This window comes from Comamonas sp. UBA7840 (genome assembly GCF_002501455.1).
GTDB lineage: Bacteria > Pseudomonadota > Gammaproteobacteria > Burkholderiales > Burkholderiaceae_C > Comamonas > Comamonas jiangduensis.
The window spans coordinates 1-21,878 of sequence record NZ_DLTI01000042.1 but is presented as its reverse complement, the minus strand read 5'-3'; the positions used below and the strand labels follow the sequence as shown (position 1 = coordinate 21,878).

At 57.5% G+C, this 21,878-nt stretch carries 32 protein-coding genes; 6 read left to right on the top strand and 26 right to left on the bottom strand.

Annotated features, from left to right (window positions below; genetic code table 11):
* Positions 1–83: 83 nt before the first annotated feature.
* The 9 genes from B3R00_RS15720 to B3R00_RS15680 all read right to left on the bottom strand — a co-directional run bounded on the left by B3R00_RS15720 (position 84) and on the right by B3R00_RS15680 (position 7,221).
* On the bottom strand, positions 84–500 hold the full coding sequence (locus tag B3R00_RS15720) for a F0F1 ATP synthase subunit epsilon (RefSeq protein WP_219163533.1): 417 nt from the start codon (positions 498–500) through the stop codon (positions 84–86).
* A 76-nt stretch (positions 501–576) separates the two neighbouring features.
* A complete protein-coding gene (gene atpD, locus B3R00_RS15715; RefSeq protein WP_219163532.1) occupies positions 577–1,986 on the bottom strand; it encodes a F0F1 ATP synthase subunit beta in 1,410 nt (469 codons plus the stop codon).
* Between the two features lie 34 nt (positions 1,987–2,020).
* On the bottom strand, positions 2,021–2,890 hold the full coding sequence (gene atpG / locus B3R00_RS15710) for a F0F1 ATP synthase subunit gamma (protein WP_219163531.1): 870 nt from the start codon (positions 2,888–2,890) through the stop codon (positions 2,021–2,023).
* Positions 2,891–2,908: 18 nt separating this feature from the next.
* The gene (gene atpA / locus B3R00_RS15705; RefSeq protein WP_219163530.1) at positions 2,909–4,468 is read right to left on the bottom strand and encodes a F0F1 ATP synthase subunit alpha; all 1,560 of its coding nucleotides are present in this window, start codon (positions 4,466–4,468) and stop codon (positions 2,909–2,911) included.
* Between the two features lie 44 nt (positions 4,469–4,512).
* A complete protein-coding gene (locus tag B3R00_RS15700; RefSeq protein WP_174862211.1) occupies positions 4,513–5,049 on the bottom strand; it encodes a F0F1 ATP synthase subunit delta in 537 nt (178 codons plus the stop codon).
* 10 nt (positions 5,050–5,059) lie between these two features.
* Positions 5,060–5,530 (bottom strand): F0F1 ATP synthase subunit B, encoded by a 471-nt coding sequence (locus B3R00_RS15695; RefSeq protein WP_219163529.1) that lies wholly within the window; start codon positions 5,528–5,530, stop codon positions 5,060–5,062.
* Positions 5,531–5,565: 35 nt separating this feature from the next.
* On the bottom strand, positions 5,566–5,814 hold the full coding sequence (gene atpE, locus B3R00_RS15690; protein ID WP_011803767.1) for a F0F1 ATP synthase subunit C: 249 nt from the start codon (positions 5,812–5,814) through the stop codon (positions 5,566–5,568).
* A gap of 46 nt (positions 5,815–5,860) precedes the next feature.
* Entirely contained in the window at positions 5,861–6,724 is an 864-nt protein-coding gene (gene atpB / locus B3R00_RS15685; protein WP_219163528.1) for a F0F1 ATP synthase subunit A, read from the bottom strand.
* Positions 6,725–6,744: 20 nt separating this feature from the next.
* Positions 6,745–7,221, bottom strand: a complete 477-nt coding sequence (locus B3R00_RS15680; protein ID WP_284213576.1) for an ATP synthase subunit I — start codon at positions 7,219–7,221, stop codon at positions 6,745–6,747.
* 285 nt (positions 7,222–7,506) lie between these two features.
* Between B3R00_RS15680 and B3R00_RS15675 the strand changes: the two genes are divergently transcribed.
* The 3 genes from B3R00_RS15675 (at position 7,507) to lipA (ending at position 9,502) form a co-directional block, all read left to right on the top strand.
* On the top strand, positions 7,507–7,797 hold the full coding sequence (locus B3R00_RS15675; protein ID WP_219163526.1) for a YbeD family protein: 291 nt from the start codon (positions 7,507–7,509) through the stop codon (positions 7,795–7,797).
* A gap of 71 nt (positions 7,798–7,868) precedes the next feature.
* Positions 7,869–8,510: a lipoyl(octanoyl) transferase LipB gene (gene lipB, locus B3R00_RS15670; RefSeq protein WP_257469268.1), complete on the top strand. Its 642-nt coding sequence runs from the start codon at positions 7,869–7,871 to the stop codon at positions 8,508–8,510.
* Positions 8,511–8,521: 11 nt separating this feature from the next.
* Entirely contained in the window at positions 8,522–9,502 is a 981-nt protein-coding gene (lipA, locus tag B3R00_RS15665; RefSeq protein ID WP_286999789.1) for a lipoyl synthase, read from the top strand.
* 394 nt (positions 9,503–9,896) lie between these two features.
* Here lipA and ptsP read toward each other — a convergent pair whose 3' ends face one another.
* From ptsP to B3R00_RS15645, 4 genes are all read right to left on the bottom strand, one after another.
* Complete coding sequence (gene ptsP, locus B3R00_RS15660) at positions 9,897–11,654, bottom strand: phosphoenolpyruvate--protein phosphotransferase (protein ID WP_286999788.1); 1,758 nt, start codon at positions 11,652–11,654, stop codon at positions 9,897–9,899.
* Positions 11,655–11,741: 87 nt separating this feature from the next.
* Positions 11,742–12,011, bottom strand: a complete 270-nt coding sequence (locus B3R00_RS15655; protein WP_284213571.1) for an HPr family phosphocarrier protein — start codon at positions 12,009–12,011, stop codon at positions 11,742–11,744.
* Positions 11,980–12,441, bottom strand: a complete 462-nt coding sequence (locus tag B3R00_RS15650; protein WP_286999787.1) for a PTS sugar transporter subunit IIA — start codon at positions 12,439–12,441, stop codon at positions 11,980–11,982. Before B3R00_RS15650 ends, B3R00_RS15655 begins: the two co-directional genes overlap by 32 nt.
* Before the next feature lie 93 nt (positions 12,442–12,534).
* Complete coding sequence (locus B3R00_RS15645) at positions 12,535–13,107, bottom strand: hypothetical protein (protein WP_286999786.1); 573 nt, start codon at positions 13,105–13,107, stop codon at positions 12,535–12,537.
* 130 nt (positions 13,108–13,237) lie between these two features.
* Between B3R00_RS15645 and B3R00_RS15640 the strand changes: the two genes are divergently transcribed.
* The gene (locus tag B3R00_RS15640; protein WP_219163520.1) at positions 13,238–13,741 is read left to right on the top strand and encodes a TlpA disulfide reductase family protein; all 504 of its coding nucleotides are present in this window, start codon (positions 13,238–13,240) and stop codon (positions 13,739–13,741) included.
* A 160-nt stretch (positions 13,742–13,901) separates the two neighbouring features.
* On the opposite strand, the gene B3R00_RS15635 is transcribed toward B3R00_RS15640, so the two are convergent.
* Positions 13,902–14,363, bottom strand: coding sequence for a c-type cytochrome (locus B3R00_RS15635; RefSeq protein ID WP_286999785.1), 462 nt, complete (start codon positions 14,361–14,363; stop codon positions 13,902–13,904).
* A gap of 149 nt (positions 14,364–14,512) precedes the next feature.
* On the opposite strand from B3R00_RS15635, the gene B3R00_RS15630 reads away from it, so the two are divergent.
* Positions 14,513–15,199, top strand: a complete 687-nt coding sequence (locus B3R00_RS15630; RefSeq protein WP_286999784.1) for a cytochrome b/b6 domain-containing protein — start codon at positions 14,513–14,515, stop codon at positions 15,197–15,199.
* Between the two features lie 123 nt (positions 15,200–15,322).
* Positions 15,323–15,766, top strand: coding sequence for a GNAT family N-acetyltransferase (locus B3R00_RS15625; protein WP_286999790.1), 444 nt, complete (start codon positions 15,323–15,325; stop codon positions 15,764–15,766).
* A gap of 64 nt (positions 15,767–15,830) precedes the next feature.
* Here the strand turns inward: B3R00_RS15625 and B3R00_RS15620 are convergent, their stop codons facing one another.
* The 12 genes from B3R00_RS15620 to rpsJ all read right to left on the bottom strand — a co-directional run bounded on the left by B3R00_RS15620 (position 15,831) and on the right by rpsJ (position 21,834).
* Positions 15,831–16,337 carry a peroxiredoxin gene (locus B3R00_RS15620; RefSeq protein WP_286999783.1) on the bottom strand — a complete coding sequence of 169 codons (507 nt, stop codon included), beginning with the start codon at positions 16,335–16,337 and terminating at the stop codon, positions 15,831–15,833.
* Between the two features lie 134 nt (positions 16,338–16,471).
* A complete protein-coding gene (gene rpsQ, locus B3R00_RS15615; protein ID WP_174862198.1) occupies positions 16,472–16,741 on the bottom strand; it encodes a 30S ribosomal protein S17 in 270 nt (89 codons plus the stop codon).
* A gap of 9 nt (positions 16,742–16,750) precedes the next feature.
* On the bottom strand, positions 16,751–16,948 hold the full coding sequence (gene rpmC / locus B3R00_RS15610) for a 50S ribosomal protein L29 (RefSeq protein ID WP_174862197.1): 198 nt from the start codon (positions 16,946–16,948) through the stop codon (positions 16,751–16,753).
* Positions 16,949–16,959: 11 nt separating this feature from the next.
* Complete coding sequence (gene rplP / locus B3R00_RS15605) at positions 16,960–17,376, bottom strand: 50S ribosomal protein L16 (protein ID WP_042418921.1); 417 nt, start codon at positions 17,374–17,376, stop codon at positions 16,960–16,962.
* A gap of 2 nt (positions 17,377–17,378) precedes the next feature.
* Positions 17,379–18,239, bottom strand: a complete 861-nt coding sequence (gene rpsC, locus B3R00_RS15600; RefSeq protein WP_219163516.1) for a 30S ribosomal protein S3 — start codon at positions 18,237–18,239, stop codon at positions 17,379–17,381.
* A gap of 16 nt (positions 18,240–18,255) precedes the next feature.
* Positions 18,256–18,588, bottom strand: coding sequence for a 50S ribosomal protein L22 (gene rplV, locus B3R00_RS15595; protein WP_042418925.1), 333 nt, complete (start codon positions 18,586–18,588; stop codon positions 18,256–18,258).
* A 9-nt stretch (positions 18,589–18,597) separates the two neighbouring features.
* Positions 18,598–18,873, bottom strand: a complete 276-nt coding sequence (rpsS, locus tag B3R00_RS15590) for a 30S ribosomal protein S19 (protein ID WP_174862195.1) — start codon at positions 18,871–18,873, stop codon at positions 18,598–18,600.
* Positions 18,874–18,883: 10 nt separating this feature from the next.
* Positions 18,884–19,708: a 50S ribosomal protein L2 gene (gene rplB / locus B3R00_RS15585; RefSeq protein WP_219163515.1), complete on the bottom strand. Its 825-nt coding sequence runs from the start codon at positions 19,706–19,708 to the stop codon at positions 18,884–18,886.
* 2 nt (positions 19,709–19,710) lie between these two features.
* Positions 19,711–20,025 (bottom strand): 50S ribosomal protein L23, encoded by a 315-nt coding sequence (gene rplW / locus B3R00_RS15580; protein WP_219163514.1) that lies wholly within the window; start codon positions 20,023–20,025, stop codon positions 19,711–19,713.
* Positions 20,022–20,645 (bottom strand): 50S ribosomal protein L4, encoded by a 624-nt coding sequence (rplD, locus tag B3R00_RS15575; RefSeq protein WP_219163513.1) that lies wholly within the window; start codon positions 20,643–20,645, stop codon positions 20,022–20,024. The genes rplW and rplD overlap by 4 nt, the downstream gene beginning before the upstream one ends.
* Complete coding sequence (gene rplC / locus B3R00_RS15570) at positions 20,645–21,319, bottom strand: 50S ribosomal protein L3 (protein ID WP_286999782.1); 675 nt, start codon at positions 21,317–21,319, stop codon at positions 20,645–20,647. The genes rplD and rplC overlap by 1 nt, the downstream gene beginning before the upstream one ends.
* 203 nt (positions 21,320–21,522) lie before the next feature.
* A complete protein-coding gene (gene rpsJ / locus B3R00_RS15565; RefSeq protein ID WP_005796953.1) occupies positions 21,523–21,834 on the bottom strand; it encodes a 30S ribosomal protein S10 in 312 nt (103 codons plus the stop codon).
* Positions 21,835–21,878: the final 44 nt, after the last annotated feature.

Below are 21,878 nucleotides of genomic sequence, written 5' to 3'. Positions count from 1 at the left end.
GTTCTGCGTGGAAATCAACACTTTGATTTTTATAGCGGGCATAAAAAAGCCACCCGAAGGTGGCTTTTTTATCGATAGACCGATCAGCGCTTGCCGCTGTACTTGCGCAGGGCCGCCATTTGGGCAGCCAGCACGGCCAGCTCGGACTGGGCCTTGGCCAGATCAACGTCATTGCTGGCGTTTTTCAAAGCCTGCTCAGCAGCAGCCTTGGCTTGCTGGGCTTTGTGCTCGTCCAAATCCTTGCCGCGGATCGCGGTGTCGGACAGCACGGTCACGCAGTTGGGTTGCACTTCCAAAATGCCACCGGCGACGAAGATGAACTCTTCGCTGCCATCGGGCAATTCGATGCGCACGGAACCGGGTTTGATGCGAGAGATCAACGGAGTGTGCTTGGGCAAAATACCCAGCTCGCCTGCTTCACCGGGCAGCGCAACAAAACGTGCGGCACCCGAGAAGAGGGATTCTTCGGCGCTGACCACATCAACATGGATAGTGTTCATCTTTGCTCCTAGAAAAGGGGGGACTGGGCTTGTTTGCTTGAAAAACCGAGGCTTGCACCTCGGTTTTCACTGCAAATTAAGCAGCCAGCTTCTTGGCCTTTTCGAAGGCTTCGTCGATGGTACCAACCATGTAGAAAGCCTGTTCGGGCAGGTGATCGCACTCACCGGCGCAGATCATCTTGAAACCACGGATGGTTTCTGCCAGAGGCACGTACTTACCAGGCGCGCCGGTAAACACTTCCGCCACGTGGAAAGGCTGCGACAGGAAACGCTGGATCTTACGAGCACGAGCTACGGTCAGCTTGTCTTCGGGAGCCAGTTCGTCCATGCCCAGAATTGCGATGATGTCACGCAGTTCCTTGTAGCGCTGCAGCGTACCTTGCACTTGGCGAGCTACGTTGTAGTGCTCTTCACCCACCACTTGGGGGTCCAGCTGGCGGCTGGTGGAATCCAAAGGATCCACCGCAGGGTAGATACCCAGCGAAGCGATGTCACGCGACAACACCACAGTCGAATCCAAGTGGGCGAACGTTGTAGCTGGCGAAGGGTCGGTCAAGTCGTCCGCAGGCACGTAAACGGCCTGGATCGAAGTGATCGAACCCACCTTGGTCGAGGTGATACGCTCTTGCAGACGGCCCATTTCTTCAGCCAGCGTAGGCTGGTAGCCCACGGCGGAAGGCATACGACCCAGCAGCGCGGAAACTTCGGTACCGGCCAGTGTGTAACGGTAGATGTTGTCCACGAAGAACAGCACGTCCTTGCCTTCGTCACGGAAAGACTCAGCCATAGTCAGGCCAGTCAACGCAACGCGCAGACGGTTTCCTGGAGGCTCGTTCATCTGACCGTAAACCATGGCTACCTTGGACTCGCCCAGGTTCTCTTGGTTCACCACGCCGGCATCCGACATTTCGTGATAGAAGTCGTTACCTTCACGGGTACGTTCACCAACACCAGCAAACACGGACAGACCCGAGTGCGCCTTAGCGATGTTGTTGATCAACTCCATCATGTTCACGGTCTTGCCCACACCGGCACCACCGAACAGACCCACCTTACCGCCCTTAGCGAAGGGGCAGACCAAGTCGATCACCTTGATACCGGTTTCCAGCAGTTCTTGCGAAGGCGACAATTCGTCGTACGCAGGAGCCTTGCGGTGGATAACGGCGGTGTGTGTTTGGTCCACAGGGCCACGTTCGTCGATGGGGTTACCCAGCACGTCCATGATGCGACCCAGGGTGGCCTTGCCCACGGGCACGGTGATACCGGTACCTGTGTTGGTCACCATCAGGCCACGCTTCAGACCGTCGGAAGAGCCCAGTGCAATGGTACGGACGATGCCGTCACCCAGCTGCTGCTGCACTTCCAGGGTCAGTGCCGAGCCTTCCAGCTTCAGGGCGTCGTACACCTTGGGCATCTGGTCGCGCGGGAACTCAACGTCCACCACAGCGCCGATACATTGAACAATCTTGCCTTGTACTTGAGCCATTCTTTGCTCCAATCTGTATATCTGTTAAAGCCGATTACACAGCGGCAGCGCCGGCCACGATTTCCGACAACTCGGTCGTAATCGCTGCTTGACGCGTCTTGTTGTAGACCAGCTTCAACTCGCTGATGACGTTGCCAGCGTTGTCGGTCGCAGCCTTCATGGCCACCATGCGCGCCGATTGCTCGGACGCCATGTTTTCCGCAACTGCCTGGTACACGAGAGACTCTACGTAACGCACCAGCAGATCATCGATCACGCTTTGTGCGTCAGGTTCGTAGATGTATTCCCACGATGCACCCGTCTTTTCGGCTTGCATTTGCTCGTTCGACAATGGAAGCAGTTGCTCCACCACCGACTCTTGCTTCATGGTGTTGATGAATTTGGTGTAGCTCAGGTACACCGCATTCAACTTGCCTTCAGCGTATTGGTCCAACAGCACCTTGACAGGCCCAATGAGCTTTTCAAGGTGGGGCTGATCGCCCAGTGCTGTGGCTTGAGAGACCACCTTGGCACCAATACGGTTCAGGAACGCCAGTCCCTTGCTGCCAACGGCCACGGTCTCAGCCGAAACGCCTGCATCTTGCAGTTCACGCAACTTGTTGGTGACGACACGCAACACGTTGGTGTTCATGCCGCCGCACAACCCCTTGTCGGTCGTCACCACGATGACGCCGGCTTTCTTTGCATCCGCATGCAATTGCATGAACGGATGCACGTACTCGGGGTTGGCTTCGCCAAGATGGGCTGCAATGTTGCGGACTTTCTCGCTATATGGACGGGCAGCCAGCATCCGTTCCTGCGCCTTGCGCATTTTGGATGCAGCCACCATTTCCATGGCTTTGGTGATCTTCTTGGTGTTTTCCACCGATTTGATCTTGCCGCGTATTTCCTTGCCTGCTGCCATGATGGCTCCTCGTCCGGATTAAGCGAAGGACTTCTTGAACGCTGCCACTGCGGCGTTCAATTCAGCTTCGTCCTTGCCTTCCTTATCGAAAGCACGCTTTTCGTTCAAACGATCGAGCAAAGCACCATGGCTGGTCTTCAGGAACTGGTGCAGACCAGCTTCAAAAGGCAGCACTTGCTTGACTTCGATATCGTCCATGAAACCCTTGTTCACGGCAAACAGCGAAGCAGCCATCAGTGCCGTGTTCAGCGGCGAGTACTGGGCTTGCTTGAGCAATTCAGTCACACGAGCGCCACGGTCCAACTGCTTGCGGGTTGCGTCGTCCAGGTCGGAAGCGAACTGTGCAAAAGCAGCCAGTTCACGGTACTGTGCCAAGTCGGTACGGATACCGCCGGACAGGCCCTTCACCACCTTGGTCTGCGCTGCACCACCCACACGCGACACCGAGATACCGGCGTTGATCGCAGGACGGACACCAGCGTTAAACAGGTTGGTTTCCAAGAAGATCTGGCCGTCGGTAATCGAAATCACGTTCGTAGGAACGAAAGCAGACACGTCGCCAGCTTGTGTTTCGATGATAGGCAGCGCTGTCAAAGAGCCAGTCTTACCCTTGACTTCACCCTTGGTGAAGGCTTCGACGTAGTCGGCGTTCACACGCGCGGCACGCTCCAGCAGACGCGAGTGGAGATAGAACACGTCGCCAGGGAACGCTTCACGTCCTGGTGGGCGACGCAGCAGCAGCGAAACTTGACGGTAGGCCACAGCTTGCTTGGACAGATCGTCATAAACGATCAGCGCATCTTCACCGCGGTCACGGAAGTATTCGCCCATCGTGCAACCCGAGTAGGCCGACACGTACTGCATGGCAGCAGATTCAGAAGCGGTAGCTGCCACCACGATGGTGTATTCCATCGCACCAGCTTGCTCCAGCGCGCGCACCACGTTCTTGACGGAAGAGGCCTTTTGACCAATCGCCACGTAGATACAGGTAACGCCTTGACCCTTTTGGTTGATGATGGCGTCGATCGCAACAGCGGTCTTACCAGTCTGGCGGTCACCAATGATCAGCTCGCGCTGACCACGGCCCACGGGAACCATGGAGTCGATGGACTTGATACCGGTTTGCAGAGGCTGATCCACGGATTGACGTGCGATCACACCAGGCGCAACCTTTTCGATCACGTCGGTCATCTTGGCATTGATGGGACCCTTGCCGTCGATAGGCTGGCCCAGTGCATTCACCACACGGCCGATCAGTTCGGGGCCAACGGGTACTTCCAAGATACGGCCGGTGCACTTCACAGTGTCACCTTCAGCAATGTGGGTGTACTCACCCAAGATCACTGCACCGACGGAATCACGCTCCAGGTTCAGCGCCAAGCCGTAAGAAGGCTGGCCATCTGCCGAAGCGGGGAATTCCAACATTTCGCCTTGCATCACGTCCGACAGGCCGTGCACGCGAACGATACCGTCAGTCACAGACACCACAGTGCCTTGATTACGGATATCGGCGCTAGCTTCCAGCCCTTCGATGCGGCTCTTAATCAGTTCAGAAATTTCTGCGGGATTGAGTTGCATGACTCTTTCCTTCTTTCTTTTGGTTAGCCGAGACCTCAATCCGCTTACGCAGTGAGGGCCGCTTTCATTTGTTCCAGACGAGCCTTAACGGAGGTGTCCAGCACCTCGTCGCCCACCACCACACGAACACCGCCAATCAAAGATGCATCGATCTTGACGGACAGATTCAGCTTGCGGCCGAAACGCTTTTGCAGCGCAGCGCTGATGTCGTTCAAAGCGGCATCCTCTACGGGGAAAGCGCTGTAAACGATAGCGTCGGACGAGCCATTGAGGCGGTTTACGATGCCGCGGAACTGCACAGCCACTTCAGGCAGCGCGTCCAGGCGACCGTTTTCAATGATGACGCGCAGGAAATTGCGAGCGGCATCGGGCAAAGCCGAACGGGCCACACCAGTGATGACATCGAGCACTTGCTCGACCGTCACCTTGGGGTTATCGGCCAGTTGACGCAATTGCGGATCAGCGGCAATCGCCGCCAGTTCCTCCACCCAAGCGACAGTGCTATTCAAGTCAGCTCCGTTGGAGCTGGCTTTGAACAATGCTTCAGCGTAAGGGCGGGCAATGGTGGCGAGTTCTGCCATTTTGCTTTCCTTACAGCTCTGTCTTCAGGCGGTTGAGCAGATCAGCATGAACGCCAGCATTGACTTCCTTGCGGAGGATTTGCTCAGCGCCCTTCACAGCCAATGCAGCCACTTGCTCACGCAGGGCTTCACGGGCAGCAATGGCTTGCTGTTCAGCTTCGGCGCGGGCAGCAGCAACAATCTTGTTGCCTTCTTCTGTCGCGCGGGCCTTGGCTTCTTCAACGATGGCCTGGGCGCGGCGATCGGCGTCCGCAAGCCGCGATGCTGTCTCGTTGCGTGTCTGAACCAATTCCTGCTCGACGCGCTTGTTAGCAGCGCTCAGCTCGGTCTTGGCCTTGTCAGCAGCAGCGAGGCCATCGGCGATTTTCTGGGCTCGCTCATCCAACGCCTTCGCAATCGGGGGCCACACGAACTTCATCGTGAAAAGCACCAAGATCAGGAAGACGATGCACTGAACGAACAGGGTCGCGTTAATACTCACGGCAACACCTTTCTTTCTAGGGCGTTGATCGGAGCTTAGGCCAGTACGAAGGGGTTGGCGAAAGCGAACAGCAGGGCGATAGCAACACCGATCAGGAAAGCAGCGTCGATCAGACCAGCCAAGATGAACATCTTGGTTTGCAGTTCGTTGATCAGCTCAGGCTGGCGAGCCGAGGATTCCAGGAACTTACCGCCCATCAGCGCGATACCGATCGAAGCGCCGATAGCGCCCAAACCAACGATCAGACCACAAGCCAGAGCGACGAGACCGAGAATGTTTTCCATGATGACTCCTAGGGATTAAAGGAAAGTTGAAGTTGAAAGGGAAAGGTCAGTGGGCTTCATGCGCCTGGCCGAGGTAAATCAGCGTCAGCATCATGAAAATGAAGGCCTGCAGGGTAATGATCAGAATGTGGAAGATCGCCCAGATAGAGCCTGCAATGATGTGCCCCACAGGGAGCAACACACCAGAGAGAGACATGGCAGCCGCACCACCCATCAGGGCAATCAGGCAGAACACCAACTCACCAGCGTACATATTGCCGAACAGTCGCATACCGTGCGAAACCGTCTTGGCAACATATTCAATGATCTGCATCAGCAGATTCACTACGCCCAAGATCAGGGCGAAGATAGGATTCTTGGAGGTGCCGAAGGGAGCTGTGACCAATTCGTGGGCCCAGCCACCAGCGCCCTTGATCTTGACGCTGTAGTAGAAGCACAGCAGCAGCACGCCCGTCGACAGACCCAAGGTGGTCGACAAGTCGGCGGTGGGTACAACACGCAAGTAAGCGTGCGAGTCACCCTGCGCGGTCTGCCACAGCATAGGCAGCAAGTCCACGGGCAGCAAGTCCATGGCATTCATCAGGAAGATCCAGACAAACACGGTCAGCGCCAAAGGAGCGATGAACTTGCGCGACTCAGCGTTATGAATATTGGCCTTAGCCTGGTTGTCCACCATCTCCACCAGCAACTCCACAGCAGCTTGGAAGCGGCCAGGAACGCCAGCAGTCGCCTTGCGAGCGGCCAGCCACAACACGAACAAACCGATCACGCCGCAGATCACGCTGACGGCGACGGAGTCCAGGTTCACCACCGAGAAGTCGATGATGGAGTTCTGCTTGATATTTTGCAGGTGCTGCAAGTGGTGAACAATGTATTCACTTGCGGTTGGAGCGTGCGCGTCGGCTGCCATCGGTGAACTCTTCTCTCAATTCAATCGGTTTTTCGGACACTGGCTCGTCCTGTAATCAGAACCAACCAGTACGTTTTCATTGTTACAACCATTCCCGCCAGCAACGCCAGCCAATGCAGGTTTGGCACCAAGAAGTGCGCTGCAGCCAGCATGGCAATGCAGAGCACCAACTTGACAAACTCCCAGGCAAAAAGCCTTGCGATCGCACCCGGCGCATTCGCCGCCCTACCGCTATTGCGCGCCACACCTCGGGCAAACAACGCTGCAGGCACCACAATGGCCAGCGCACCATAAGCGGCTGACCATCCGGCGGCACGACCCGCTATCCACCACGCCACCAGCGCAACCACGGCACCCATCAGCACCTGCACCACCAAAATGCGCCACATGGACATCTTGGGCTGCCGTTTGCGCCACGCTGCCGCCTCTTGAGGCGTCAGGGGCTTGATTTGCGGCTCTTCGTCCTCAAATTCCGATTCAGGGGCTTGATGGTTCATGTATTCAGCGAGCCAAAACTCAAATCGGAATTTTTACAAAGCCTCTGATTATACGTAGAAACCCGTTTTGCACTTACGTCCTCTGACATCCTTTGGGGGTTTTCACGGACAATTCCACCTTTAGGTGTCTGAAGATCCCCACAAGATGCGGGTTTGCACGCTTGCAATACGCAGCTTTTACGCGCTAAGCAGTGGCCTAACCAGCCACACAACCAGCGGCGCAACCATAGCGCACAATGGCGCTTCCTCCAAGCAAAAACCTTTGCTTTTAACTTCATCATTACCATGTCTGATACATCCGCTAGCACCGATCCCCGCAAGGACTCGCTGATTGAATACCCCAGCCTGTTTCCCATCAAAGTGATGGGCCTGCATGCGGATGACCTGGTGCACAACATCACCAAGCTGGCCAAAGAATTTGACCCTTTCTTTGACGCTACGACGGTAGAGTTGCGCCCCAGCAGCACCGGCAAATACCTGGGCGTGACGATCACCGTCACAGCCACCAGCCGCGAACAGCTCGACGACCTGTACCGCGCCTTGACCAGCCACCCCATGGTCAAGGTGGTGCTTTGAGCGGCAACCACCTTCCCGCGCTGGATGCACGCCTGCTGGGCCGCGTGGACTATGCGGCCTGCAACATCGCCATGCAAACATTCACCGCCCACCGCGATGCCAGCACGGCTGACGCGCTGTGGCTGTGTGAACACCCCCCCACCTTCACCCAAGGCTTGGCGGGCAAACCCGAGCACGTTTTGGTTGCGGGCGATATTCCCGTGGTTGCCACCAACCGCGGCGGCCAGGTGACCTACCACGGCCCCGGGCAAGTGGTGGCCTACCCGCTGCTGGATTTGCAACGCCTGGGCTACTTCGTCAAAGAATACGTCTATCGCCTGGAAGAGGCCGTGATTCGCACCTTGGCGCACTACGGCGTCACCGGCCACCGTGTGGCGGGCGCGCCCGGTATTTATGTGCGGCTGGACGATCCGCGCAGCCATGCCGCACTGGAGCAGCGCCCGCAGCACCGCGCGCCCGGCAGTGCTGCGCCGCAGCCCGACTTCACCGGGCTGGGCAAGATTGCAGCGCTGGGCATCAAAGTAAGTCGTCACTGCACCTACCACGGCGTGGCCCTGAATGTGGCCATGGATCTGAGCCCCTATCACCGCATCAACCCATGCGGGTATGCCGGCATGGCGACCGTGGATCTTTCTACAATCGGCGTCCAGACAACCTGGAACGAAGCGGCCCAAGTGTTTGGCAACCAGCTGATCACCCGCCTCGCGCCCTGAGACAACACACCATGAGCAGCAACGAAGTCGTGCGCGAAGCGCAGTCCGCCGAAAACTACAACCCGCTGGCCAAGCAAAAAGCGGCTGCCAAGCTCTCGCGCATTCCCGTGAAAGTGGAGCAGGCCGAGGTGCTCAAAAAGCCCGAGTGGATCCGCGTCAAGGCGGGCAGCCCCACCACGCGCTTCTACGAGATCAAAGACATCCTGCGCGAGCAGAAGCTGCACACGGTGTGCGAAGAAGCCAGTTGCCCCAACATCGGCGAATGCTTTGGCAAGGGCACGGCCACCTTCATGATCATGGGCGACAAGTGCACGCGCCGCTGCCCCTTCTGCGACGTGGGCCACGGCCGCCCCGACCCGCTGGACGTGGATGAGCCGCGCAAGCTGGCCGAGACCATCGCCCGCCTGCGCCTGAAGTACGTGGTGATTACCAGCGTGGACCGCGACGACCTGCGCGACGGTGGCTCTGGCCACTTTGTGGAATGCATCAAGCAAACCCGCGCCCTCTCGCCCACCACCCAGATCGAAATTCTGGTGCCCGACTTCCGCGGCCGCGATGACCGCGCGCTGGAAATCCTGAAGGCCGCGCCGCCCGATGTAATGAACCACAACCTGGAAACCATCCCGCGCCTGTACAAGGAAGCGCGCCCGGGTTCGGACTACCAGTTCTCGCTGAACCTGCTCAAGAAGTTCAAAGCCCTGCACCCGAATGTACCGACCAAGAGCGGCCTGATGGTGGGCCTGGGCGAGACGGACGAAGAAATTCTGGAAGTCATGCGCGACATGCGCGCCCACGACATCGAGATGCTGACCATCGGCCAGTACCTGGCCCCCACCAACAGCCACCTGCCCGTGCGCCGCTACGTGCACCCTGACACCTTCAAGATGTTCGAGCAAGAGGCCTACAAGATGGGCTTCAGCCACGCGGCCGTTGGCGCCATGGTGCGCTCCAGCTACCACGCCGACCAGCAGGCGCACGCAGCGGGCGTGTAAAACGCAGCCATGCCGCATCTCTGCGGCGAGCAACAAAAAAAGCAACCCTCGGGTTGCTTTTTTAATAGCTGCTTGCGCTGGTGAAACCTTCGTTTCACACTGCTTTGATATTGAATGCCAAGACACACAAGCGCTGCTAGCTCACATTTTTCAAAACCCATTGCTTCATCATCAAAAAATGCGTGGCTAACCGGGAAAACCGCTGGCTGGCAAAAAACGACTCACAAGCCGGACAGGCTTGCTTGTCGCCCCACGATGAAACTTAAACCACTGCAGTCCCTTGGAGTTCCCCCACCAGAGCAAGTCTGCGGGACTCAGTGCTGTGAACTATAACACTGAATGAGAATTAATCTCAAATAGTTTATTTGCCCGAATGGCTTTTCTCGCTGCGCGGTCAGCTCGCCGCTGCCAGCACGTCTGCGGGAACATCCGCCTGCAGCACGGCCTGCGCCCACGGCTGCAGCTTGCGCGTGTCGGCGCGCAGCACCTCTTGCTTCACGCTCAGAATTTGTGCCGGGTGCATGGAAAAGCTGCGCAGCCCCAACCCCAGCAGCAAACGCGTCATGCTGGTGTCGCCCGCCATTTCGCCGCAGACGCACACCTGCTTGCCCATGTCGTTGGCCGCTTCAATCACTTGCGCCACCAAACCCAGCACCGCCGGGTGCAGCGGGTCGTACAGGTGGGCCACCGCTTCGTCCGCCCGGTCAATCGCCAGCGTGTACTGGATCAGGTCATTGGTGCCAATCGATACGAAATCAAAGTGCTTGAGCAGACTGCGCACCATGATGGCGGCCGCAGGAATTTCAATCATTGCCCCCAGCTGCACCGCCCCGTAGGCAGCGCCCCGCGCATCCAGCTCGGCCTGCGCCAGTTTGACTTGCGCCACGATGCTGTGCGCCTCATGCTGGTGCGAGACCATCGGAAACAGCAAATGCACTTTGCCAAACGCCGCCGCCCGCAAAATAGCGCGCAACTGGGTGCGAAACATGGCCGGCTCCGCCAAGCTCCAGCGAATGGCACGCAGCCCCAGCGCAGGGTTGAGTGACGTCTCTTTGAAGCCCTTGTCCAGGGGTTTGTCAGCCCCCACGTCGATAGTGCGAATGGTGACGGGCAAGCCTTGCATGCCATCCACTGCGGCCTTGTAGGCCTCGAATTGCTCTTCCTCGCCAGGCAACTTGCCTTCGCGCCCCATGAACAAGAATTCGCTGCGAAACAACCCCACACCGACCGCCCCCGCGCGCACGGCCGCGGCCGCATCGCTGGGCTGCTCAATATTGGCCAGCAACTCAACTTTCTGCCCGTCCAGCGTCACCGAGGGCGTGTGGCGCAAGCGCGCCAAGCGCTCGCGCTCCAGCACATCTTGCCGTTGGCGAAAGCGGTATTCCTCCAAGATGATGGGGGACGGATCGACCAGCACAATGCCCGCATTGCCATCAATGATGATCCAGTCATCTTGGCGAATGAGCTGGCTGGCAGCGCGCGCCCCCACGACAGCGGGGATGTCCATGCTGCGCGCAACGATGGCGGTGTGACTGGTCTTGCCCCCCACCGCCGTCACAAAGCCTGCGAACACGCTGCGCTTGAACTGCAACATATCGGCCGGCGACAGGTCTTGCGCCACCAGCACCAGCGGGGCATCGGCCATGCCATCCAGCGCAGGTTGCACCGCATCAGCAGCGGGCTCCGGCGGTTGCGCCACCGGGCATGTCGGGGCACCCCGCATGTAACGCAAGATACGGTCCGCCACCTGCTCCAAGTCGGCCTTGCGCTCGCGCAGGTAGGGGTCTTCCATTTCATCGAACTGGCGCGAGATTTGTTCCAGCTGCGTCATCAACGCCCATTCGGCGTTGTACAGGCGCTCGGAAATCCAGTGCCGCACGCCGGCCGCCAGCACCTCGTCTTGCAGCAGCATGAGGTGAACTTCCAGCAGCGCTGCCAACTCGCCGGGTACATCGCCCGGCAGGTCGCTCATCAGCCGCTGCAGCTCATCCACCACCGCGTTGCGTGCGGTGCGCGCACGCGCAATTTCTGCTTCGATTTGCGAGGACTCGATGAAATAGTGGCGCACTTCCATGCGGCTGGAAGCCACCACCACGGCACGCCCAATGGCAATGCCCCGCGAAACCGCCAACCCATGGATGGCAAATGTCATGCACTGATCCTTTTCAACTGTGCGCCAAGCTGCGCAAAGTGAGGCATCCCTGGCAGCGCCCAGCTGTAGCGCTGCTGCACCGCCGTGTTACTGGCCTTCGCCAAACTTGTCGTTGATCAAGGCAACCAGCGCATCCAGGGCTTCTTGCTCCTGGGGGCCGTCGGTTTCCAGCTCCACCACCGAACCCATGCCCGCGGCCAGCATCATCACACCCATGATGCTTTTGGCGTTGATGCGGCGCTCGCCCTTGCTCATGAACACATCGCACGGGAAGCTGCCCGCCAGCTTGGTCAGCTTGGCCGAGGCACGGGCGTGCAGCCCCAATTTATTGCTGATGGTGATCTCTGTCTTGACCATGTTCTTTCCGGGAATTCTGGTTTTGAGGTGCCCCACCACCACCGATTTGCAGCATGCCTTGCTGCCCCCCTGCCAGGGCGCGCGCAGTTTGCTGCTCCAGCGGTTCATGCCGGTAGCAAATGGCGCGCAGCAACATGGGCAAATTGACGCCCACCAGCAAGCGTGCGGGCGTGCCTTCCACCAAGCGGTGCGCCACATTGCTGGGCGTTGCACCAAACACATCGGCCAGCACCAGCGTGCGTGCCGCACCGCTGTGCGCCAGCAAGGCCTGCGCGGCAGCCAGGGTTGCTTCGGGGCTTTCATGGGGCGGAACGTCCAGCACACTGACGTCATCGCCACAGTCTGCAAAAACATGCAACGCGCATTCGCGCAACGCGTGCGCCAGGGGCGCGTGGGCAATCAACAGAATGTGGTTGGCAGTCGTGGTCATGGGCTTTCTTTTCCGTAGCCATTATGGCGCGGCGGCACGGCCCAAGCCCTCGGCATAAGCCTGTATGGCAGTCAGCCACACTGGTTGATTGCGTTATTTCAAGATAATGCTGTTGAAGAAGGTATTGGCCGTCTGGTGATAGGCCTTGGGCGCATAAATCACCGCGTGGTAGATGCGCGCTTTGTTGCCTTCTTTGCGGGCAAACCAGACACCGTGGGTGGTCACCGTCCAGCCTGCGCGCCCTACGCCTTGCACGGTGGCGCGGATGGAGCGGGGCAAGTCCATCGCACCAGCGGGCACAAACTGCGCTCCGCTTTTGGCGTCATCGCCATCGACCGCATCAAACTGCGAGAGCACCGCCACTTCCCAAAACGCCAGCGCATCGTCGGCCTGCGCTGCATCATTCAACACCCACTGCGACATGGCGAACGTGGAGTCCACCGCATCACAGCCCATCATGCTGACGGGGACACTGCCAATCTCCATCCCGAAATCGACCGGTGTGCGCGCAAACTCGGGCGCACAGGGGAAGCGCATTTCCAGGCCTGCCTCATCCCAAGATACAGATTGCCACGGCATCTCTGGCTCTTGGCTGCCACACGCGGACAACACCAGCGCGGCGGCAGCCGCCGCGGCGTAACGCATCAGGGTTTGGATCTTGCTCATAGCTGCATTATCGGCAGCGCTGCACCAAACTGGATAGCGAACTTTTACCGATCCGCTCACTCCTAGAGAACTACACGCCGCGTGGGCTTGGCCCAGCGCTGTGCTTCGCAACTTGGCAAAATAGCAAGCTATGGCAATCAAACACATCGTGGCAGGCGTTGCGCTTGCAGCATTCGCGGGCTTAGGCGCCTATGTCTACGTGGGCGAGGGTGCACAGGCGGCGCCATCTTCTCATTTTGTGCTGCTCGACGGCTCCAGCAAAAGCACCCAAGATCTGCAGGGCAAAGTCACCCTGGTGAACTTCTGGGCCACCAGCTGCGTCACCTGCGTGGCGGAAATGCCCGACATCATTGCCACCCACAACAAATACAAAGACAAGGGTTACGACACCCTGGCCGTGGCCATGCAGTACGACCCGCCCAGCTACGTGGTGAACTTTGCCCAGTCGCGCCAGCTGCCATTCAACGTCGCGCTGGATAACACCGGCAACATTGCCAAAGCCTGGGGCGATGTGAAGCTGACTCCCACCACCTACATCGTCAACAAACGCGGCGAGATCGTGAAAACCTATATTGGCGCACCCAACTTTGAGGAGTTGCACCAGTTGATTGAAAAACTGCTGGCGCAAACCTAGGCCTGTACCCAGCCAAGCGCCATCGTCATAAAAAAGAGAGCTGCCAGCGCATAACTTGCAATGGTTTCAACGCATTAATGCTTCGAAACCTAGCAAAATCAAGCGCTAGCAGCTCTCTTTTTGACTGACAAACCCAGGGACTGTGCCCTGCGGGCGGTGCTTAGCGATTGCGGAAAGCGTCGTGGCAGGCCTTGCAAGTTTGCGCGGCAGGGCCAAAGGCAGCTTTCAACTGTGCCAAATCACCGGTCTTGGCCGCTGCGGCCAACTTACCGGCTTCTGCCACAAACTTGTTGGCATGCTCGTCAAACTTGGCCTTTTGCGACCAGGCCTCAGGCTTGGTCTTGCCACCTTCGGTGCCCGCACCAAACGCTTGCCAAGGCAGTGCAGCAATGGTTTCCAGCACTGCACCATTTTGTTTGGCCAAGTCTGCGTTAAATTCTGCGCGACCATTGGCCATAGCGCCCAAGCTGCCAAAGTGCTGGCTCATCACGAACAGCGAACTTTGGCGGTATTTGACGGCATCTTCCGACTTGCCAAACTTCAGCGTATCGGCCGAAGCAGAGACACCGACCAACGCTGCAGACAGTGCCAAAACTGCGGTGGCGAGGCTTTTCAATTGCATGGGGAACTTCCTTTCTTGCTATAAAACTGAGCTACATAGTCGCCCTGACCGTAGGGAGTATCGCTGGGCGAACCCGGTTCCCAAAGCGTTCTGCTTTTTTTGATGCACCGCAGCAACCTATCACCTCTTGTACGTACATTCACCATCTTATGAGCACCACCCACACCCCTCGCCTGCGCATCTGGGACATGCCGACCCGTTTGTTCCACTGGCTGCTTGCCGCCAGCATCATCGCCTTGGTAATCACCGCCAAGGTGGGCGGCAACGCCATGGAGTGGCATTTGCGCTTGGGCCACGTGGTGCTGGCGCTGCTGCTTTTTCGCGTGATCTGGGGCTTTGCGGGGGGCTACTGGTCGCGCTTTAGCACCTTCATCCCCAGCCCGGTACGCTTGGTGCGCTACCTCCAAGGTCAAGGCACTGCGGCAGACAAAGCGGGCCATAACCCCTTGGGCGCGCTGTCAGTGATTGCCATGCTCCTCAACTTGGCGGGGCAGGTAGGCACAGGGCTGGTGAGCGATGATGAAATCGCTTTTGCGGGCTCGCTGGTGCGCTTTGTGTCAGGCGACACCATTGCCTGGGCCACCAGCTGGCACAAAAGCTGGGGGCAGTGGCTGGTGTATGCCATGGTGGGGCTGCACATCGCAGCCATCGTGGGCTACAGCGTGTTCCGACGCGAAAAGCTGGTGCCTGCCATGCTGCACGGCGACAAACCCGGCCTCCCCCAAGACCTCCCGGCCAGCCGCGATGGCTGGGGTGCCGTGCTGCCCGCTGCTTTCTTTGCCGCCGCATGTGCCGTCATGGCTTATTGGGTGTGGACGCGGGCGACATCGTTCTAACCCTATGCACCTGACGCCCTTGCGGGGCTACACTGAGGGCTTGTTCTACTTTGCTTGAGCACACCTGTTTTGACTGTGGATCCGCATTGTGTGGCAATTGATGTCGCCACCTCCGCCCAAGACATGGCCATCGCCGCCCAACTGTTTCGCGAATACGCAGACAGTTTGGGGCTGGACTTGGCCTTTCAGAACTTTGACGACGAACTGGCCCACCTCCCTGGCGACTACGCTTCCCCACGCGGCGCCTTGCTACTGGCCTATGTCGACGGCGCACTCGCTGGCTGCTGCGCGCTACGGCCACTCGATAACGCAGACATCCCCAACGCCGCAGAGATGAAGCGCCTGTATGTACGCCGCGCTTTTCGCGGCTTTGGCTTGGGGCGCCAACTGGCCGAAACCATTCTCGATGCGGCACGCCAAGCCGGTTATGCCAGCGTCCTGCTGGACACACTGGACGATATGGAAGCTGCGCGCAATCTCTACGCAGACTTGGGTTTTCAGAGTATCGAGCCTTACTATCACAACCCCATTCCAGGGGCCCACTACCTCAAAGCCGATATTTACTGAGCTTTGTGCCGCCATGAAAAAAGCGCTGCCAAGGCAGCGCTTTTTTGTACAGAACACCCGAAGATCAGGCCTTGGCTTGCGCCAGCAAAGTAGCAGCATCCGAGACTTCAAACTTGCCCGGACCTTCCACGTTCAGCGTCACCACCTTGCCATCCTTGACCAGCATGGAGTAGCGATTGCTGCGCAGACCCAGGCCCTTGCCATTCAGATCCAGCGTCAGGCCCAAAGCCTTGGCCAGTGCTGCATCGCCATCGGCAATCATGCGCACCTTGCCGCCAGCCTTTTGTTCACGGCCCCAAGCGCCCATCACGAAGGCGTCATTGACCGCCACGCACCAGATCTCGTCCACGCCTGCGGCCTTGAAAGCATCAGCCTGCTGGATGTAACCAGGCAGGTGGCTGACCGAGCAAGTAGGGGTAAATGCACCAGGCACCGCAAACAACGCGATGGTTTTGCCAGCTAACGCAGCAGGCAGCTCTACGGGGTTGGGGCCAATGCTGCAGCCATTGCCTTCCACTTCCACGTATTCCATCAACTTCACTGCGGGCAGTGCATCTCCAACTTTAATCATGAGTGTCCTCCAATGTGGTTTGAATCGCTTGGATGTTCACTGGCTGCACACACGATATGTCGAGCCTGAAAACAAAAAAGCGACCCACATTGTGGGTCGCTTTTCAAGACTATGCAGTCAAAGCGGTTGAACGCTTAAACCAGTGCAGCCTTTTGCACCAAGCGGGTTGCCACCCAATTCTTGGTCTTGGACAGAGGACGGCTCTCGGTGATTTCGATGGTGTCACCCATCTTGAATTCACCTTGCTCGTCGTGTGCATGGTACTTGCTCGACTTGATCATGATCTTGCCGTAGATGGGGTGCATCACGCGACGCTCCACCAACACAGTCACAGTCTTTGCGCGCTTGTCGCTCACCACCTTGCCAATCAAGGTGCGCTTGAGGGATGTTTTAGCTTCCGTCATGTCGGCTCCTTACTTGGCGGCTTGCTTTTCAGCAAGGATGGTCTTGGCACGAGCGATATCACGGCGAGTAGCCTTCAATGTCGCAGTGTTACCCAGTTGTTGCGTGGCTTTTTGCATACGCAGACCGAAGTGGGCCTTTTGCAAGGACTTCACTTCAGCTTCCACAGCGGCGACGTCTTTTTGGCGGAGTTCAGCAGCTTTAGTCATGTTGATTCTCCTTATTCACCAATGTGACGCGACACGAATGTCGTACGCAGAGGCAGCTTTGCAGCGGCCAGACGGAACGCTTGGCGTGCCAACTCTTCAGGAACACCCACGATTTCGTAGATGATCTTGCCGGGCTGGATTTCGGCCACGTAGTACTCGGGGTTACCCTTACCGTTACCCATACGCACTTCAGCAGGCTTAGTGGAAATAGGCTTGTCGGGGAACACACGAATCCAGATACGGCCGCCACGCTTAACGTGACGCGAAATCGCACGACGTGCGGCTTCGATCTGACGGGCTGTCAGACGACCACGGTCGGTAGACTTCAGACCGAAATCGCCGAAAGCAACAGCGTTGCCACGGGTAGCGATACCGGTGTTGCGGCCTTTGTGTTCCTTACGGAACTTACGGCGTGCAGGTTGCAGCATGTTTATTCTCCTTTACCGTCCGCTGCTGTAGCGGGCGCGTCAGTCTTGCGAACGCGCTTAACGGAGTCAGCGCCAGCGCCAGCAGGCTTGTCGCTGCCGTCTACAGGAGCTGCGTTACCGCCTGTGGGGCGGCGGGCACCACGACCTGCACCGTCACGACGGCCATCGCGGCGGGGGCCACGTGGACGACGTTCGTCGTCAGGACGAGGAGTTTCTACGGCGGGCAGGTCGTTGCGGCCCAAGGTATCACCCTTGTAGACCCACACCTTCACGCCGATGATGCCGTAAGTGGTCTGCGCTTCAGAGAAGCCGTAGTCGATGTCAGCGCGCAGAGTGTGCAATGGCACGCGGCCTTCGCGGTACCACTCAGTACGGGCGATTTCGATACCGTTCAGACGACCGGACGACATGATCTTGATACCTTGGGCACCCAGACGCATGGCGTTCTGCATCGCACGCTTCATAGCGCGACGGAACATGATGCGCTTTTCCAACTGCTGGCAGATGGAGTCGGCGATCAGCTTGGCATCAATTTCAGGCTTGCGCACTTCTTCGATGTTCACAGCAACTGGCACACCCAGACGAGCAGTGAGTTCCTTCTTCAAGGCCTCAATGTCTTCACCCTTCTTGCCAATCACAACACCTGGACGTGCCGAGAAGATCGTGATGCGGGCGTTCTTTGCAGGACGCTCGATCACAACGCGTGCCACAGCAGCGTTCTTCAACTTAGCCTTCAGGTACTCGCGAACCTTGATGTCTTCGGCCAGCATGCCGGCGAAATCACGGTTGCTAGCGTACCAGCGGCTAGCCCAGTTACGGCTTACAGCAAGGCGGAAGCCGGTAGGATGGATTTTCTGTCCCATATTCTTCCTTTAGGCCTCAGTTACCAACTGTCACGTAGATGTGACATGTGGGCTTGCTGATGCGATTGCCGCGACCCTTTGCGCGCGCTGTGAAGCGCTTGAGCGTAGTGCCTTGCTCGACGTAGATGGTCTTAACCTTCAATTCGTCGATATCGGCGCCGTCATTGTGCTCAGCGTTAGCGATAGCGGATTCCAGAACCTTCTTCACGATCACAGCAGCTTTTTTCTGCGTGAAAGTCAAGATGTTCAGAGCTTGATCCACCTTCTTGCCGCGGATCAGATCCGCGACGAGGCGACCCTTGTCAACCGACAAGCGGACGCCACGGAGGACTGCACGTGTTTCAGACATGGTCGTTCCTTACTTCTTGGCCTTCTTGTCGGCGGGGTGACCCTTGAAGGTACGAGTCAGAGCGAATTCGCCCAACTTGTGACCTACCATTTGGTCGGTGATGTAGACAGGCACGTGCTGCTTGCCGTTGTGCACAGCAATGGTCAGGCCGATGAAATCGGGCAGAACCATGGAGCGACGCGACCAAGTTTTGACGGGCTTCTTATCCTTAGTAGCTACGGCTTTTTCAACCTTAGCAACCAAGTGATGGTCAACAAACGGACCCTTTTTGAGAGAACGAGTCATTTGCTACCCCTTACTTTTTACGACGCGACACAATCATGTTTTGTGTGCGTTTGTTGTTACGGGTGCGGTAGCCCTTCGTCAGGTTACCCCATGGGTCAACTGCGTGACGGCCTTCGCCAGTCTTACCTTCACCACCACCGTGCGGGTGATCGATTGGGTTCATTGCAGTACCGCGGACGGTAGGACGAATACCCATCCAACGCTTCACACCGGCCTTACCGTAGCGGCGCAGGCTGTGTTCTTCGTTGGCAACTTCACCGATGGTGGCGCGACATTCGATATGAATTTTGCGCACTTCGCCGGAACGCATACGCACTTGGGCGTAAACGCTTTCGCGGGCCAGCAATGTAGCGGATGCACCAGCGGAACGAGCGATTTGAGCGCCGCCTGCAGGTTGCAGTTCGATACAGTGGATGGTCGAACCCACGGGGATGTTGCGGATGGGCAGGGTGTTACCAACACGGATAGGCGCTTCAGAGCCGCTCACGATGGTTGCACCCACAGCCAAGTTGCGAGGAGCAATGATGTAGCGACGCTCGCCGTCTGCATAGCACACCAAAGCGATGTGCGCGGAACGGTTAGGGTCGTACTCAATGCGCTCAACCTTGGCGGGGATACCGTCCTTATTGCGCTTGAAGTCCACCACGCGGTAGTGGTGCTTGTGACCACCGCCCTTGTGGCGTGTTGTGATGTGACCGTTGTTGTTGCGACCGGCCTTTTCGGATTGCGCTTCCAGCAAAGGAGCGAAACCAGCACCCTTGTGCAGGTGGTCACGAGTCACCTTCACCGCGCCGCGACGGCCAGGCGAAGTTGGTTTGAGTTTGATAACAGCCATGATTAAGCAGCCTCCCCAGACAGGTTCAGCTCTTGACCGGGCTTCAGACGCACATAAGCCTTGCGAACATTGTCGCGACGGCCAATGGTCTTGCCAAAGCGCTTGGTCTTGCCCTTGGTGTTCACCACAGAAACGCCAGCCACCTCAACCTTGAACATCAATTCCACAGCGGCCTTGATTTCGTGCTTGGTAGCGTTTTGCAGCACCTTGAATGTCACTGCGTTGGACTGCTCAGCAACCATGGTGGCCTTTTCGGACACGATGGGAGCAACCAGCACTTGCATCAGACGACCTTCGTCAAACTTGAGTGTGCTCATGCGAACATCTCCTTGAGTTTGTCGATCGCACCCTTGGTGATGAGTACTTTCTTGTAATGCACCAGAGAAACGGGGTCTGCGTAGCGGGGCTCCACCACAAACACGTTCTTCAGGTTGCGCGAAGCCAGGTACAGGTTTTCGTCGATTTCTTCAGCGATCACCATCACTGACGACTGCAGGTTCATGGACTTGAACTTGTCAGCCAAGACCTTGGTCTTGGGAGTGTCAACAGTCAACGAATCCACCACTGCCACACGACCTTCGCGGGCCAGCTGAGACAGGATCGAAGCCATACCAGCACGGTACATCTTCTTGTTGATCTTCTGCGTGAAGTTTTCTTCAGGCAAATTGGGGAATGTGCGACCGCCCCCACGCCACAGAGGCGAGGAAGTCATACCAGCACGTGCACGGCCTGTACCCTTTTGTTTGAAAGGCTTGGCTGTGCTGTGGCGAACTTGTTCACGATCCTTTTGAGCGCGAGTGCCTTGACGACCGTTGGCACGGTAGGCAGTCACGATCTGGTGGATCAGATCTTCGTTATAAGCACGACCGAACACGGTTTCAGGAGCGTCGAAAGTCGACGCTGCTTGACCTTGTTCATTCAGGAGTTCGAGCTGCATTAGTTCGCTCCTTTGGAAGCTTTAGCCTTGATCGCGGGGCGGACGGACACAAAGCCACCCTTGGAGCCAGGAATGGCACCCTTGATCAACAGCAGTTGGCGTGCTTCGTCAATGCGAACCACATCCAGGTTTTGGGTAGTCACGGTGTCAACGCCCATGTGACCTGTCATACGCTTGCCGGGGAACACGCGACCGGGGTCTTGTGCCATACCGATAGAGCCAGGTACGCGGTGCGAACGGCTGTTACCGTGCGAGTTGCGTTGTGCGCCGAAGTTGTGACGCTTGATCGTGCCAGCAAAGCCCTTACCGATTGTTGTGCCTTGCACATCAACCTTTTGGCCTACGCTGAACAAATCAGCCACGGGCACAGTAGCGCCAGTTGCGTACTTGGCAGCTGTATCTTCTGTCACGCGGAATTCTTGTGTAACTTCACCGGCTTCAACGCCCGCCTTAGCGAGGTGGCCAGCTTCAGGCTTGGTCACGCGCGATGTCTTGCGTGTACCGAATGTGACTTGCAAAGCCACATAGCCATCGTTCTCTTGGGTTTTGACCTGAGTCACGCGGTTGTTAGAAACATCTACCACTGTGACAGGCACTGCGTCCCCATCATCAGTGAACAGACGCATCATGCCCACCTTGCGACCCAGCAACCCCATGGAGTTGCTCAGACTCATTTGTTTCTCCAAAACTCTCGCCGCTGTAACTGCAATTGGCCCAGCGTTGCACCCAACTCAGAGATCTGAAAGTGCACGAAAGAAGGTTAATAAAACTCCGCCATTTTGGCGAAGCTCCAAATTCTAACGCGAACTGCTTTTTCAAGCAAGTTCGCGTTAAAAGAAGACCTTATAAGGCGCCGCAAGCAGCGCCCAAGAAGTTCTTATTGCAGTTTGATTTCGACGTCCACGCCAGCAGGCAGGTCCAGCTTCATCAAGGCATCAACAGTCTTGTCGGTAGGATCGACAATATCCATCAGGCGTTGGTGAGTACGGATTTCCAACTGGTCACGCGAAGTCTTGTTCACGTGGGGCGAACGCAGGATGTCGAAGCGCTTCATGCGTGTAGGCAGAGGCACAGGACCCTTCACGATCGCGCCAGTACGCTTGGCGGTATCGACAATTTCAGCTGCAGACTGGTCGATCAACTTGTAATCGAAAGCCTTCAGACGGATACGGATTTTTTGCTTAGACATTGTTAATTCCTAGCTTTCCTAAGAATTAGGCAATGATCTTAGCA